Raw genomic sequence first — 16,082 nt, 5'->3', positions numbered from 1 at the left:
AAAAGAATTCTATTTTTGGTTAAAACCACCAAGGTATGTACATTCTTTTAAATCTTTAGCACAGGTATATTCAACAGGAGTTTTTGCATATTTAAACGAATCTTCTAATGTTTTGGTGAGTTCTCCATCATCAACATTAAGATCCACATCTTGCATTGTAAACTGACAAGGATGCTCATATCCAGCAGCATGAGTGATCTCTGTAAATTCTTTTCTAAATGTTTTAAAATACTGTGCCAAACGATCAGATTTTAATGGGATATCAATTCCTTTCTGTAACCATTTGCTCTGAGTAGCTATTCCGCTGGGACATCGATTAGTATGACATATTTGTGCCTGGATACAACCAATACTCATCATAGCTTCACGAGCAACATTGATGCAATCGACACCCATGGCAAAGGCCATTGCTGCTTTTGCAGGAAAACCTAGTTTGCCACTACCAATAAAAACTACTCGATCTGTAAGATTATGTTTTTGAAAAATTTTATAAATCGCTGTAAATCCATATACCCAGGGAAGAGACACATGATCAGCAAAGCTTGGTGGTGCAGCTCCAGTACCACCTTCACCACCATCAATAGTAATAAAATCCGGACCTCTATTGGTTTTTACCATTAGTTCTGCAAGGAGTTCCCATTGTTCTGTTTTACCAATTGCAGCTTTAATCCCCACAGGAAGCCCCGTCTCTTTGGCAATATCCTCAATAAGTTGCAATAGTTCTGGGACATCAGAAAAGGCTTTATGTGCAGAAGGAGATAATACATCTTTACCCACTTCTACACCTCTTATTTTTGCAATTTCAGGAGTAATCTTAGCGCCAGGTAATACACCTCCTTTTCCAGGTTTTGCTCCTTGTGATAATTTGATCTCAATAGCTCGAATAAAAGGGTTTCGGGTTACCAGATCTTTCATTTTTTTCATTGAAAAATTACCATTCTCATCGCGCACCCCAAAATATCCTGTTCCAAAATGAAAAATAACATCACCACCATTACTATGATAAGGCGAAAGTCCACCTTCTCCTGTATTATGATAGGCATTCCCTTTTTGTACGCCTATATTAAGAGATTCTATAGCTCGTGCAGAAAGGGATCCGAAACTCATTGCAGAAACATTAATAACAGATCCAGGTCGATAAGGTTTTTCTCGTTGGTTGTATAAACCCATCACCTTTGCGCAAGGAAGAAAAGATTTATCTTTTCTATTGGGGTGATCCTTCTCCATCTTATATGGGATCATACAGTTTTTTACAAAAATATGCTGATGCAAATAAATATCTCTATCTGTACCAAAACCTTCATAATTGTTTTCATTTTTAGAAGAAGCATATACCCAACCTCTTTCAATTCTATTAAATGGAAGTTCTTCTCTATTATTAGCAACAAAATACTGCCTTATCTCTGGACCTATACTTTCTAACAAATACCTTAGATGACCTATAACAGGGAAATTATGGCTTACTGTATGTCTTCTATTAAAAAATACATCGCGAATTGCAACTAGTACAAGCGCAATAATGATCCACATCCACCAGGATATTGAACCTAAAAAATTAAATACACTTTCCATTTTATTTTATCTATTGCGCATTAAGATAATCAATAGTTAATTGTGACATTACTTTAACTCCTAATATTAACCCGCTTTCGTCTATAAAAAAATCAGGTGTATGATGAGAAGCGGCTTTATTGGTTCCAGGTGTTTTTCCTCCTAAAAAGAAATAAAACCCCGGTACTACTTCCTGAAAATAAGAAAAATCCTCTCCTCCTGTAGTAGCCTTTGATAGGATAACATTTTCTTTACCAGCAATACCTTCAATAGTTGGTAACATTTTTTTTACAAGTTCGGGATCATTGTATGTTATAGAAGTATTATTTTGAAACTTAATAATAGCTTCGCCACCATATGCTTTGGCAATAGCAGGCACCATTTCATTCATACGACGAATAATAAGGGATCTCATTTTTGGATCTAAAGTTCGTACAGTACCAATCATTTCAGCACTTTCAGGAATAATATTAAATCGTACACCACTAGTAATTTTACCTACCGTGATTACTGCAGCTTCATTTACCAGAGGAGATTCTCTACTTATAATAGTTTGTAAACCATCAACAATTTTGGCCGAAATCAGGATAGGATCTACTCCTGTCCAAGGAGCCGAACCATGCGTTTGTTTTCCTTTTACATTAATAACAAATCGTTCTACTGCAGCCATGGTTCCTCCCGGTTTGTAACGAATTTTTCCAACCTCTGTTCCTGAATTGATATGCAAACCAAAAATTGCATCTACATCTGGGTTTTTTAAAACTCCCTCTTTGATCATTAATTTGGCACCACCTTCTTCTCCCGGTGGTGGTCCTTCTTCTGCCGGTTGAAATATAAATTTAACCGTACCATTTATTTTATCTTTATGTTTTGTTAGGATTTCTGCTACTCCCATTAATATAGAAGTATGGGTATCATGACCACAAGCATGACTAACGCCAACTTCGGTGTCCAGAAAAGTAGTCTTTACAACAGATTTAAAAGGTATATCTACTCGTTCGGTTACTGGTAATGCATCAATATCTGCTCTTAGTGCTACAGTTTTTCCTTCTTTTTCTCCTTTAAGAAGAGCTACTACACCAGTTTTAGCAACATTTTCGGTTACTTCTAAACCAAGACTTTTTAGGTGTTTTGCAATTTTCTTGGCAGTTTCAAATTCTCGATTAGAAAGCTCTGGGTTTTGATGGAAATCTCGTCTCCATTCAATTACTTTGGATTCTATTTTTTCTGCAGCAGTATTAATATCTGGATCAATTTGTTGCGCCTGTATGGAACAAAAGATCATTAAAAAAATAAATAAAAGAGATGATGGTTGTGTTTTCATGCGCTTGTTTTAGTGTTTAAAAGAGGGTCACAGATAACCTAAGGCGATTAAAATAATCATGTTGTGATATGAGGGTTATGATCATATTAGTTTCATTAAGTTTAAAAATTAATAAGTCTGTAGTTTTCGTTTTGTAGTTGTACCAATGCTGTCATTGCAGATAATGCAATCTGTATTTCGGGTAGCGTATCGTCTTTAGAAATATCCCGATATGCAGCAGTCTGCCCACACAAAATTAATTGCACTCCTTTTTTTGCTAAAGCAGAAAGAAGTGGAGCATTGGGGTTATCAATATGGTATTTGGCTTTATACTTTGTATTGTTTACAATATCATTTGCTGCCGAACCATGAATTACTAATGCAACCTTTAACTTTTCGAGTGGTACACCAGCATCGGCATGCATATTAAGATATCTTGCAGCAGTATTAAAAAGAGGATTTACTTTTGAGCTGTCTTTAAACGTTCTTCCAACATCAAATACAACTTTTAAATCATGCTGTATTTTAGTTTTAAAATCCGGTTCACTAACTGTATAGGTTTTACCGTATTCAGTTATTATTTTACCTTCTTTAGATTTTTGTTGAGAAAAAATAAAAAAAGGAAATAAAATAAAAATGTAGGATGCTATTCTGTTTTTCAAGCTTTAATTTTTGCTTCTAAAGATATTCAAAAATCTATTAACGGAAAGTTAAAATATTATTTTGATTTTTTATGCAAAAAAAGCATATCCCCCAAACTAATGAAGATATGCTTTAATAATTCTTATTATTTATAGGTCTATTGTCTTACAAATTTACCAAGAGGTTTGTTATTAATTAAAATGATATATAACCCATGAGAAAGTTCTGATATATCCATTTCGGGAGTAGGTGTAGTATCAATTAGTACTTGCCCTTGTATGTTAACAATTCTTACAGAATGATCATTTATCGTTATGCCATCTATATGTAATATTTCATCATCATTAACCGGGTTGGGGTAGTAGGTAAATGTTTTGTTCTCCTGACCCAAATTAAGTAAGGATTGATCAACTTCAAATGCTTTAGAAGTTATACTGCAACCAGCTTCGTTAAATACTTTTATAGTATGTTCTCCTACTTCTGTGGGTAAATATTCTGCTTGATTGGCATCGTTAATAGGTTCGCCTTTATAATACCATTGGTAAGAAGAAAATTGAGATGGTACAAATAGCATATGGTTTTGATTTACCGCTATCGCTGGTTCTTCTGGGTTTTCTGATACAATTGCTTTTACTTCTGTTCTTGTTGTTGTAGTACAGTTACCAATAGCTCCTTCTATGTAATAGGCCTGAGTAGCGTCTAGTGCAGGAGTCTCAAAGGATAATCCAGATGCGATACTGGTACCTCCGGTTGCAGTGGTATACCACTTATATTCGCTATTTCCTGATATAGTTATAGTTACAGATTCCCCAGCACAAACATTTTGATTTGTTACAACAGGGAGATTAGGAAGATTTATAGAAATAAAATCTGATTTTTCTTTAATGTTATTTCCAGAATCATTGGTTGTCGTAAGGGATACAGTATAGTTTCCATTAGTTGCATAAGTATGTGTTGGGTTTTGTTCTGTAGATGTTTGACCATCTCCAAAATTCCATAAATAAGAACTTATTCTATTGGTAGAAGTGCTTTGAAATTCTACTACCGAACAGTTTGTAGTTGCTTCGAAATCTGATAATGGAGGTTGTTTATCGTCTCCGGGTATATAATTACCCGATATAGAATAATTACCCAACGAAGAGTAATCAGAATACCCATTGGCTAATGTTCCTTCACCCACACCGTCAATCTCAATATAATAAATTCCTTCTGTAAGGTTTTGATTAATCGATGCTGTAAGTCCGTTTGGATCAGAAAGTGCTACTTCCTGGCCAAGTTCATTTAGAATTCTTACCTGGATGTTTAGATTGGGATAATCGGGATCGGGATCAAAAGTCAGGGATACATTTCCGGTTTCTACTGCAAAGGAGAAAACATCTTTATCATCTCTAGTACTAATTAGTCCAAAATTTTGATCGGCACTTACTGCCCCAGAAGGAGCTACTTTAAGTGCAGTAGCTTCATTGAAGGTATTACCATGGTCATCATTTTGAAAACCAACACCGTTTCTATTATTTGAAATGATTGCGATATCATCCTGAGTATTTGTTGCATCGGGATATTCTCCGCTACTCCAATGCCCTAATGTTCTACTAGCACTCCATCCCATAATTGGGCTCCATTCTCCATGTCCTGAGTAGTATGTTGTACCTGGTTTGCCATCATGTGATAGTCCCAACGTATGGCCGACTTCATGAGATCCTGTCTCTCCAGCAGATCTTGTTCCTAAATTATAAACCCAGCAAGGGTTATTGCTATTCGACGAAAACGAATTTAAGTAAGCAACTCCTCCAGAATCTGGAGCAGCATCTTTTGTAGTCGTAAAAATGCACATCATTCTACGATTTCTGGGAGCTGCATCAAAAAGATCTCTTCTGGTAGTAACGTTTAGATTAAATGGACGAAAATCTTCGGCCATGATTTTCCAAACTTTGATTATTTTTTCGTCAGAGAAATTAGGAGATTGTGCATCAATTGTAGCACCACCAAGCCAACTTGTGTTAGAAACTAATTCTCCATCAAAATCAAGATAAATAATACCAGGTGCTCCCGGAAGGCTTTCTAATTGAGGCGCTGCTTTTGAAAATGTAGCTCCGGGGTCAATGTCTTTTGTGTTTGCTTTTTCAAAATCTACACAAAGAATTGTATTGATATCGGTTTCTTTTACAAATACCTGACCATTGGATTCAGAATATAAAGTATATGCTTTTTTTAAATCATGAAGTATGATATTTCCTTTTAACGAATTGTTCGTTTTGGTAAAAGAAAATGAAGATAATGAATGATTATTAACAGTACCTATTAATGTAAGATCCTGATCAGTCTGATTTTGAACATTAAGTTTAAAAGAAAAAGACTGGTTATTAGCAATTTTAATTACTGAAGACCTACTTTTTTTTGGGTTAATCAGGTCATTTATAAAATTTTGTTGATTATCTGATATGAGGTATGATTTATCAGACTGACCGTAAGTATTATATCCTCCTATTATCATTATAATAAGAAGAAAATACTGTACTGATTTTCTTTTCATGTTGAGTTTGATTATTAAGTAATTATTTCGACTGCAATTTCTACTACAACTAAATATTCTTAGTTTTAGTATAATAAGGCGTAATATAGATCAAAAATATCAATAGGATAAAGCTATAATATCTATGCATTTAGGTAAAATAAAAACAGCATACACGTATTTCTATATTCAAAATACGTATATACCATTTTCGGGATCTAAATTTAGAATGCTAAAAATTAACTGTATATCTAGATTTAGAAATAGTGGCGTCTATACATAATACATAATTATGAAATGCTTATGATTCTTTCTAACGGAATGATTGTAGACTGTTTTAAAATAACTTCTTTATCCGTTATTCCCCATATAGTAGTTTCTACTCTTTTTAAACCTTTATCATCTACGAAGACAATTCTTACTTTATGATGTTCTAGATTTCCTAAAGAGAGAGCTCTTTGTAATTCTAAGAATCGATCTATTTGATCTTTTCTTTTATTTAAAACATCTTCTTTGGGGAATTTTAAAAATTTAATTTGCTCTTTTTGTACCATTTGTACATTCATGTTTGGGGCCATAAGTGCTGAGTTTGGTTGAATTTTTATTTTAATAAAAACTAGTGTTTACTTTTCGTTTCTGCTAAATATAGTACATTTTATCCTAAAAAAATGCATTTAATCTATATTTTTTATTAAAAAGATATCAACTTGTAAGAATTCTTATTGTTGATAATCTTAGTTAGATAGATACTAATTTCATTTGTGTTTTAATTCTAATGAATAATAGATATTGTATTATATATCGCTGTTAATTATAAGATATTAGGTGAAATTCATTTTTCATTTACCAATTGATTGTTAACGATATACATGATAATTAATCAATGTTGAAAAGATATTGGTGTTCGATAAAAGTTATTGACTATGATTTGTTTACAAAAAATGCAAAGTACGTTTCCATAACCGTAGTTCTTTCCTTAAATTTCGCCTTTAAATATAATGTTACTTTGGAAGAATATTTAGCAGAATTAAATGATGCACAAAGAGCGCCTGTACTTCAGGTAGATGGTCCTATGATTGTTATTGCGGGTGCTGGCTCGGGTAAAACGAGAGTACTTACATATCGTATTGCTTATTTGATGCATAAGGGGGTAGATTCTTTTAATATACTATCCTTAACGTTTACTAACAAAGCGGCCCGCGAAATGAAAAAGCGTATCGCAAGTATTGTTGGTTCAAGCGAGGCTAAAAATCTTTGGATGGGTACGTTTCATTCAATATTTGCAAAAATATTAAGGTTTGAGGCTGATAAATTAGGTTACCCGTCTAATTTTACAATTTATGATACTCAGGATTCCCAGCGATTAGTAGCTTCTATAATCAAAGAAATGGGACTCGATAAGGATATCTATAAATATAAACAGGTATACTCCCGTATTTCTTCATATAAAAACAGTTTAATAACTGTAAAAGCATATTTTCAGAATGCAGAACTGGTAGAAGCCGATGCTATGGCAAAACGCCCTAGGTTAGGAGAGATTTATGAGCATTATGTAGATCGTTGTTTTAAGGCTGGTGCGATGGATTTTGATGATCTTTTATTAAAAACGAATGAGTTATTGAACCGTTTTCCCGAAGTACTTGCTAAATACCAAAACCGATTTAGATACATCTTGGTAGACGAGTATCAGGATACAAATCATTCTCAATATCTTATAGTAAGAGCATTATCTGATAAGTTTCAGAATATTTGTGTGGTAGGAGATGATGCGCAGAGTATTTATGCTTTCCGTGGAGCGAATATTAATAATATTCTTAATTTCCAAAGAGATTATGATAATGTACAGCAATATCGATTAGAACAAAATTATAGATCTACTAAAAATATTGTAGAAGCAGCAAACTCTATTATAGATAAAAACAAAACCAAACTGGATAAAGTAGTTTGGACTGCTAATGATGACGGACCTAAGATAATTGTAAATCGATTATTAACAGATGGAGATGAAGGTCGATATGTTGCGAGTTCGATTTTTGAAAACCAAATGCAACATCAGTTAGGTAATGGGCAATTTGCAGTATTGTACAGGACCAATGCACAATCCAGGGCTATAGAAGACGCGTTACGTAAACGAGACATAAAATATAGAATCTATGGAGGACTTTCTTTTTATCAGAGAAAGGAAATTAAAGATGTATTGGCGTATTTACGATTAGTAATTAATCCTAAAGATGAGGAGGCTTTAAAGCGAGTAATTAATTATCCAGCCAGAGGAATTGGTGCAACAACCGTAGATAAACTGATAGTTGCAGCAAATCACTATGATCGTTCTATTTTTGAGGTGATCGAAAATTTAGATCGTATTAATTTAAAGATTAATAGTGGTACTAAAACTCGATTAGAAAACTTTATTAACATGATCAAAAGTTTTCAAATCACTAATGAGACTTCTGATGCATTTGTGTTAGCAGAAATGGTGGCTAAAAAAACAGGATTGCTACAAGAACTTAAAAAAGATGGTACTCCAGAAGGTATTGCCAGGATCGAAAACATAGAAGAATTGCTTAATGGTATACGTGATTTTGTAGAAGGACAGAAAGAAGTAGCGGATGTAAGAGGGGCATTAGCAGAATTTTTGGAAGATGTAGCTTTGGCCACAGATCTGGATCAGGATACAGGAGATGATGATAGAGTAGCATTGATGACTATTCATTTGGCAAAAGGTCTAGAGTTTCCATATGTGTATATCGTAGGAATGGAAGAAGATCTTTTTCCATCTGGAATGAGTATGAATACTCGAAGCGAGCTCGAGGAAGAACGGCGCCTGTTTTACGTAGCATTGACACGAGCAGAAAAACAAGCGTATCTCACCTATACTCAATCTCGTTATCGATGGGGTAAACTGGTAGATGCCGAACCTAGTCGATTTATTGAAGAAATAGATGAGCAATTTTTAGAATATATTACACCGATAGAAAGTTATCGATATAAACCATTAATTGATTCTGATATTTTTGGAGAAGTCGATAAGAGTAAACTAAGACTTAAAAAACCGGTTTCCGGGTCACCACCATTAGCACATAAACCTACAGAAGAACAATTACGTAAACTAAGAAAACTTAGACCTACATCTAGTGACACGACCGATGTATCATCTAATACAAATCTCTTTGATAATGATCTTATACCAGGGACGGCAGTTGAACATATGCGATTTGGTAAAGGAAAAATTATTAAAATTGAAGGAGTTGGACAAGATAAGAAAGCCGAAATTCATTTTGAAAAGGGAGGGATTAAAAAGTTATTGCTTCGTTTTGCAAAGTTGAAGATTTTATAATATTGCTAATTGCTTAAGCTAAGGATTAGTTTTTTATACTGTATTTTATAGTATCTTTATTTACAATCACTTTATATGGCAGAGTTCATAAAATTATACAATGAAAACCCAAACCCACGTGAAATACAACAAGTAGTTAATTGTTTACGTAATGGAGGATTGGTTATTTATCCTACAGATACGGTATATGGCTTAGGGTGTGATATTACAAATAATAGAGCTTTGGAACGAATTGCACAGATCAAAGGTGTAAAACTAGCAAAAGCTAACTTTTCTTTTATATGTAAAGATTTAAGTAACCTTTCTGATTATGTAAGGCAAATTGATAATGCAACATTTAAATTATTAAAAAGAACACTTCCGGGACCATATACCTATATTCTTCCGGGGAGTAATAATTTACCTACGGTTTTTAAAAAAAGAAAAACGGTTGGTATTCGTGTTCCTGATAATACCATTTGCACAACTATCGTAGAAGAATTAGGAAATCCTATTGTATCTACTTCGATATATGATGAAGATGAAGTAATAGAATATACTACAGACCCAGAATTGATATTAGAAAAATGGGATAATCTGGTGGATATGGTGATCGACGGTGGATATGGTGATAATATACCATCTACAGTTATTGACCTTACCAGCGGAGAGCCAATATTACTTAGAGAGGGTAAGGGGAGTATTGATATTATCTAGCTTAGATAAAAAGCTTTTTATGAACGTTGCTTTCTTACACCAGTATGGTCTATTCCCTGGTTTCGTTCTAATTTTATCATTTCTTTTGGTCTAAAATTTAGTATTAAAGCTCTTCGTTGACTATTTGTAGTGTTTCCTTTGCTATAATGTAGTGTAAAACCATCATGAAAAGTACATCCGCCAACCTGTAAAGGAACAGGTATCGCATTAGTTGTATCAGTATCACAATATAAAGCTCCTCCATTTGGTAAATTGTTATGTTTTAATATGTGTTGATCTGGTACCGGAAGAAACCACATACAACCATTACTCTCATACACATTATCTAAAGCAATCCAACAACTTACAGCTCTTTTATCGGGCAAATTTATCCAATAAGCAGCATCTTGATGCCATGGGGTTGGAGTATTAGTACGAGGTGCTTTATTAATAAGCATGTCAAAATCTAATTCCATATCATCTCCCAGTAATTTTTTTGCGTAGTGTAATGCCTTTTTATATGCGATATGATCTAGTATTTTTGGTATTACCAAACTTGGCCTCATGATCTGGGTGATCCGTTCAATTGCTTTACTAGTTTCATCCAATCCTGCCAAATCACTTCTTAAGTGTGTTGTTTTTTCCTTATCATTCAATACACCATTGTAGATCTCTAATAATTTTTCGGCTTCTGTGTTATCAAAAAGTTGATCTATTTTGGTATACCCGTTAGTTAAAAATTCATTTTTTATAGTGTCCATTTTATAGTATTGATTTTATCCAAAGATGAATAAAACATCTTAATAAATCTTCTAAATTTGTACTACCTTATTTTTTTATACAAAATGAATATAAATGCAGAAGAACGTATAGTACATTTTTTACCAGATTATGGTATTAATGGTTGTTTGCAGTTTGGATATTATAAATATTCTAAAGCACAACCCCAATTACCGATACATGAACATCGCAATGCTATAGAGCTATGTTTTTGCATTAAGGGAGAGCAACATTATGTAATTGGTGAAGAATTATTTCAGTTGCACGGCAATGATATTCTTATTATTCCTCCTAATAAAGAACATGGTACTGGCGAATATCCTGAGGATAAAGGAGAGCTATTCTGGCTACAAATCAATTGTTCTGATAAGCGAGATAGATTATGTAATTTATCAGAAGAGCATTCAAAATACCTTCTAAAAGAGTTAGAGAAAACTTCAGAACAGGTTTTTAAGGGAGCATTTCAGATCAAATTTATCCTCGAAAAACTTTTAAATGAACTGAAATCAAGTAGTACTATTTTATCAGAAATTACCATAAATCAACTTATTGTTCAGGCTATATTAGAAATATTGATCCTTTCAAAGAGAAAACAAGATAGTCCTCCTTTAAAAAGATTAAATGATATCGATACTTATATTTTGAATAATTTACACCGTATCATCTATGTTGATGAACTAGCAAGTATTTGTAACGTTTCTGAGGGATATTTTAAATTTTGGTTTAAAAACATCAAGGGTATTCCGCCTAAAGAATATATAAATAGGTTAAAAATCGAGCAGTCAAAAGTTGATTTATTGAAGAAAGATAGTATTACTATGGTAGCTTTTGACTTAGGATTTAGTTCATCACAATATTTTTCAACTACTTTTAAAAAGTTTACGGGGCATACTCCAAAAACCTATATTTCTATACAAAGTAATAAAGCATAGTTTTTGATTTAGTAATACCTCTTTAGACAACTAATCTATAATTGGTATAAAGTATGAATTGTATCTGATTTTAGTATAAAACCACGTATAAATACGTGTATAATGCCGTAGGATTTTTATTAACTTTAAGAAAACTTAAAACCAATAAAATGAGTACTAGGAAACTACCTAAATTCAGAATTTACCCATCTATAGGCATTGCGCGATTAGGAAACGGTCCCGCTACAAAAGATCAGGTTATTTTTAGTCCAGAGATTCCCTGGGCTAATTTGTTTGATACAGATCAACATTATCTTACCGAAGAGGGAGCTTTAAAAAAGCAAGCTCAGCGATTTTATATTTATGAATGTGATGACAATGGAGTACCTGTTAAGCAAATAGATGCTAGTGATTATGATATTGAATGGACGGTAGAAGTAGCTAATAAGAAGCCGTTTTGGTATGATTTTAATAATAGTCTGGACCTCTCTGTGCTATCCGAAAATCAAAACTTATCTCCAAATTTTGTAAAAAACAAGTTGGCACCTGGTATTGGAGCAAAACGAAGAAATCCTAATGTACTAAACCAATCCATGAGAGTAGAAGGAGGATATGATTATCGTAAAGAATTGGTGAATCACCCAGGAAAAACAAAAGTTAATGCTAGTGATCAACGTGAGGTAATTCGAGGGAAATTTCCTTCGGATAATGGTGGAGTTAGTAAATTAGCGGCTAGTATGAATACTTCTTCTAAATCTGTTGACCTTGGTACTATCGAGTATGATGAAGGAACATTAATTTTTTATGGAGCAGATGGTATTTCGGCTTCTCTAAACCCATCTGATCTTAATAATGATTTTGCAGACAACTCTAATTGGTATGATGATATATGTGATGGAAGAGTTACAGCATCTATTGTTTCTAAGAAAAGTGGAGATACATATCATTTGGATGATGCACTATCTTCTGCTTGGGTAGCCACTGCACCGCCAGATTATGCACCACAGATTCAGCCAATATCTACGATGTTTGATTTAATTGCCGGAGCAGCTAATGAGAGCTATGCTCCCGAGTTAAGTCTGGTATTTCCGATATTTTATCGTCTCTACAGGATGCAATGGGTTAATCTAGGAGATTTCCTTTCTCCATCATTTAAGGAAACGATCGATAAACTTATGGCAGATGGGAAGTTTAAATATATCTATAAAAAAGAACCAAAAGAAGAAGCAGATGCTGTGAGAAAACAAATATTCGATCTCTTTAGAGACCCTTCATATCATTATAATAATGAGCCTATAATACCAAGCAAAGATAAAACTGATGTTGTAAATCGAGGTAGTGGTACCGATGAATTAAAACTTCCTTATTATCCGGGAGATGCTATAGACTATCCAGGAAGCCCGGCCCAGTGGTTTGCTATTCCGCCAATGCTCTATGAACAACTTGAAAACTGGAAAGATGGTAAATTTGAAACACCTCCTGATTTTGATTTTCAGACTATAGATGAGATGGGAGCATTTTATCAAAGTCAATTTTTAGAAGCTGCCAAAGATGAATCTAAAAAGCCATTATTGATGACCAGAACTGTATTAGAAACGTTATATGGTGGAGGTTTTCATCCAGGAGTAGAGTTAACCTGGCCTATGCGGCATAATCTTATTTATGCAGAGAATAGTATAATATATCAATGGATAACCGAAGGAGCTTTTAAATATGGGTTTTATGGATTAAGAGAAGTGCGTCTTAATGCTGCTACCAGTAAAGAACAAAACGATATATTTTATAATGATTTTGGATTTCAGATGAATTCTGAAGATATTCGTGAATCTATGAATCCCAAAAGTGAGAAAAATTGGTTGTGGAAACTTACACCTGGTGATCTTACCAAATGGATGGGGATTCCGTGGCAATCTGATGCAGGTAGTTGTCAGGCAGTTTTTGTAGAGAAACAATATCCTATTCCGTCATGGTGGGCAGCTAATTTACCTGTACATGTGTTTCCTCAGGAAAGCTACCAAAAGCTTCTCGACCCCAATATTTTGGAGGATACCAAACGTAATATTTATGCAAATCGCTTGGCTTGGTTGCACACTGCAGATACAGGTTTTATAGGGTATCATGCAGAAGGTGGATACCTTAACGGACTCATTAATATGGTATATCAATGGGATAAAATAGGAATAGTCACTGGTAGAAAATTAGATATAGATATAGAAGGATTACCCAAAACGGTATATGTTTCTTATAGCGGAAAAGAAGCTGATAAAAAATAATGAATACAGATGTTATTATTGTAGGTAAGGGTATTGCAGGATTAGTGTTGTCATTTCTTTTGAAGAAAAAAGGAATACAACACTTGGTTTTGGATCGTAAAAGTAAGAAGAAGCACTTTGCTTTGGCAGAAACATTACCTCCTTCTTCAATGCCTTTATTACATTCTCTTGATCTCCTAAAGGTATTTGAAAAAAATGCGATCAAGAAAACATATGGGTATCATTCAATGTGGGGAAATACAAGAATATCGAATAACAATTTTTTCTCTCAATTGTCATATAAAAATGGTTTAAAAATTAATAAGAAAGCTGTAGTAGATGATCTCGAACAACTATGCGATGAGAATGTGATGCGTTATGAAAAAATGTTGAATATGGTAATTTCTAAAGAAGAAGTTAGTGTAGAAATAGAAAATAATCATCAAAGACAAACCATTACTGCAAAAATGATTATTGATGCAACAGGTAGAAATCGTGCTATTCTTAAGAAGTTAAATATCCCTATTCGGTTATATGACAACCTTATCTCTTTTAGTTGTCATTTACCAAAAGTAGAACATCCAAAATTGACATATGATGTATTTGTAGAATCTTTTGAAGACGGGTGGGGGATTGTTTCTGGTTTAGATGAGAAAACCAATGTGTTGTCGATTTTTACAAATAGAGAAAACCTTGTTCAGCTAAAACTAAGAGAGTATTCTGATTGGCAATCGGTTTTATCTAAAACAACTTTGTTAAAAGATTTTCTGGTAGAACAATCTGAAGTGAAAATTATAGGATCAGATGCAAATTCATCTATAGCCAATTACTTATCAGGAGAAAATTGGATGGCAGTAGGTGATGCTGCTTTATCTTTTGACCCTCTTTCTTCTCATGGTATAGCTAATGCAATTTATACAGTTAGAGAAGCTTCAGATGCTATAGAATCCTATATCTTAACAGGTGAGAGAAGAGGGTTCGTAACATATTCTAAAACATTATTTTCTGTTTTTGATAGTTATTATTTGGTGAAAAATGAATTGTACAAAGCAGAATCCAGATGGAAAGAATCTTCTTTTTGGAAGAAGTTTTTCCAACAAGGAGAAGAGAGGGGTAAGGACAAAACTCATAATTTTCCCAGACAGAATGGTACAGGTATTATTTTGGATTAATCAAAGAAAATACTACCCAATGAAATACAAAAAGGGAGATCAAAATGATCTCCCTTTTTGTATGATTAGAAAAATATTATTTTATTTCCCTGAAGCTTTTTTCATACCATCTTCAATCATATTATAAAATTGATCAAGTTTTGGTAATACTACGATTCTTGTACGTCTGTTTTTTGCTTTGTTTGCAGCAGAACTATTATCAGTTACTGGTACATAATAACTTCTTCCTGCAGCAGTCATACGTTTTGGATCAACTTTAAAGTCATTTTGTAATACTCTTACTACAGAAGTAGCACGTTTTACACTTAAATCCCAGTTATCCAAAAGTACTTTGTTTTTGATAGGCACATTATCTGTATGACCTTCTACTAAGAATTCTATATCTGGCTTATCATTAACAACTTTTGCTACTTTACCTAATACTTCGCGAGCTCTTGCAGAAACATTATAGCTACCACTCTTGAAAAGTAACTTATCAGAAATAGAAACATAAACTACTCCTTTTTCTACATTAATCTCGATATCCTCATCAGCAAGATTTCCTAAAGCTCCCTTAAGACTTGTTACAAGTGCTAAGGTTACAGAATCCTTTTTAGTAATAGCATCCTGCATAGTTTTAATTTGTAAATCTTTTTCTTTAATACTTTCTAAAGATTTTTCTAGGTTTTCTGCTTCTTTAGTAGAGAGGGTGGCTAAGTTACCTACATTGTTTAATAGAGCAGAATTCTGATTTTTAAGATTAGATACTTGATCTTGAAGCACTTTAAGTTGCGAAGTCGAGCTTGCTTTTTCTTCAAGGCAGCTATTTAATTTAACCGTTGCGGAGTTTAATAAATCTTCAGTTTCTTTGTGTTTGGCTTCTAATTCTGAAAACTTCTTCTGTGAAACACAGGAAGATAGTAGAATTGCTAGAGAGGCCCCAATAATCATTGCTTTTTTCATTAGAA

12 protein-coding genes are annotated in these 16,082 nt (G+C 33.5%); 5 read left to right on the top strand and 7 right to left on the bottom strand.

From position 1 onward, the window contains the following. Positions 1-9 precede the first annotated feature (9 nt). From Z053_RS0125625 to Z053_RS0125605, 5 genes are all read right to left on the bottom strand, one after another. The gene (locus Z053_RS0125625; RefSeq protein ID WP_025667811.1) at positions 10-1,572 is read right to left on the bottom strand and encodes an FMN-binding glutamate synthase family protein; all 1,563 of its coding nucleotides are present in this window, start codon (positions 1,570-1,572) and stop codon (positions 10-12) included. A 10-nt stretch (positions 1,573-1,582) separates the two neighbouring features. Further along, positions 1,583-2,836, bottom strand: coding sequence for an amidohydrolase (locus tag Z053_RS0125620; RefSeq protein WP_370540764.1), 1,254 nt, complete (start codon positions 2,834-2,836; stop codon positions 1,583-1,585). A 140-nt stretch (positions 2,837-2,976) separates the two neighbouring features. Next, positions 2,977-3,516, bottom strand: a complete 540-nt coding sequence (locus tag Z053_RS0125615) for a DsrE family protein (RefSeq protein ID WP_025667809.1) — start codon at positions 3,514-3,516, stop codon at positions 2,977-2,979. A gap of 137 nt (positions 3,517-3,653) precedes the next feature. Beyond that, positions 3,654-6,029, bottom strand: a complete 2,376-nt coding sequence (locus Z053_RS32100) for a PKD domain-containing protein (protein ID WP_025667808.1) — start codon at positions 6,027-6,029, stop codon at positions 3,654-3,656. 269 nt (positions 6,030-6,298) lie between these two features. Next, positions 6,299-6,586 (bottom strand): hypothetical protein, encoded by a 288-nt coding sequence (locus Z053_RS0125605; protein WP_051473707.1) that lies wholly within the window; start codon positions 6,584-6,586, stop codon positions 6,299-6,301. A 428-nt stretch (positions 6,587-7,014) separates the two neighbouring features. Here Z053_RS0125605 and Z053_RS0125600 point away from each other — a divergent pair, with 428 nt between their 5' ends. Both Z053_RS0125600 and Z053_RS0125595 read left to right on the top strand, forming a co-directional pair. Beyond that, positions 7,015-9,345: an ATP-dependent helicase gene (locus tag Z053_RS0125600; RefSeq protein ID WP_025667807.1), complete on the top strand. Its 2,331-nt coding sequence runs from the start codon at positions 7,015-7,017 to the stop codon at positions 9,343-9,345. A 75-nt stretch (positions 9,346-9,420) separates the two neighbouring features. Continuing rightward, on the top strand, positions 9,421-10,041 hold the full coding sequence (locus tag Z053_RS0125595; RefSeq protein WP_025667806.1) for an L-threonylcarbamoyladenylate synthase: 621 nt from the start codon (positions 9,421-9,423) through the stop codon (positions 10,039-10,041). Positions 10,042-10,058: 17 nt separating this feature from the next. Here Z053_RS0125595 and Z053_RS29350 read toward each other — a convergent pair whose 3' ends face one another. Next, positions 10,059-10,781, bottom strand: coding sequence for a phytanoyl-CoA dioxygenase family protein (locus Z053_RS29350; RefSeq protein ID WP_025667805.1), 723 nt, complete (start codon positions 10,779-10,781; stop codon positions 10,059-10,061). Between the two features lie 84 nt (positions 10,782-10,865). Between Z053_RS29350 and Z053_RS0125585 the strand changes: the two genes are divergently transcribed. The 3 genes from Z053_RS0125585 (at position 10,866) to Z053_RS0125575 (ending at position 15,135) form a co-directional block, all read left to right on the top strand. Beyond that, positions 10,866-11,732 carry an AraC family transcriptional regulator gene (locus Z053_RS0125585; RefSeq protein WP_025667804.1) on the top strand — a complete coding sequence of 289 codons (867 nt, stop codon included), beginning with the start codon at positions 10,866-10,868 and terminating at the stop codon, positions 11,730-11,732. Between the two features lie 149 nt (positions 11,733-11,881). Then, positions 11,882-13,984: a LodA/GoxA family CTQ-dependent oxidase gene (locus Z053_RS0125580; RefSeq protein WP_152538398.1), complete on the top strand. Its 2,103-nt coding sequence runs from the start codon at positions 11,882-11,884 to the stop codon at positions 13,982-13,984. After that, complete coding sequence (locus Z053_RS0125575; protein WP_025667802.1) at positions 13,984-15,135, top strand: NAD(P)/FAD-dependent oxidoreductase; 1,152 nt, start codon at positions 13,984-13,986, stop codon at positions 15,133-15,135. The genes Z053_RS0125580 and Z053_RS0125575 overlap by 1 nt, the downstream gene beginning before the upstream one ends. Positions 15,136-15,216: 81 nt before the next feature. Here the strand turns inward: Z053_RS0125575 and Z053_RS0125570 are convergent, their stop codons facing one another. Further along, entirely contained in the window at positions 15,217-16,077 is an 861-nt protein-coding gene (locus tag Z053_RS0125570) for an OmpA/MotB family protein (protein ID WP_025667801.1), read from the bottom strand. Positions 16,078-16,082 lie beyond the last annotated feature (5 nt).

Source organism: Aquimarina megaterium XH134 (assembly GCF_000520975.1).
Taxonomy (GTDB): Bacteria; Bacteroidota; Bacteroidia; order Flavobacteriales; family Flavobacteriaceae; genus Aquimarina; species Aquimarina megaterium.
The sequence above is the reverse complement of the archived record's forward strand: the minus strand, read 5'-3'. Positions and strand labels throughout refer to the sequence as shown.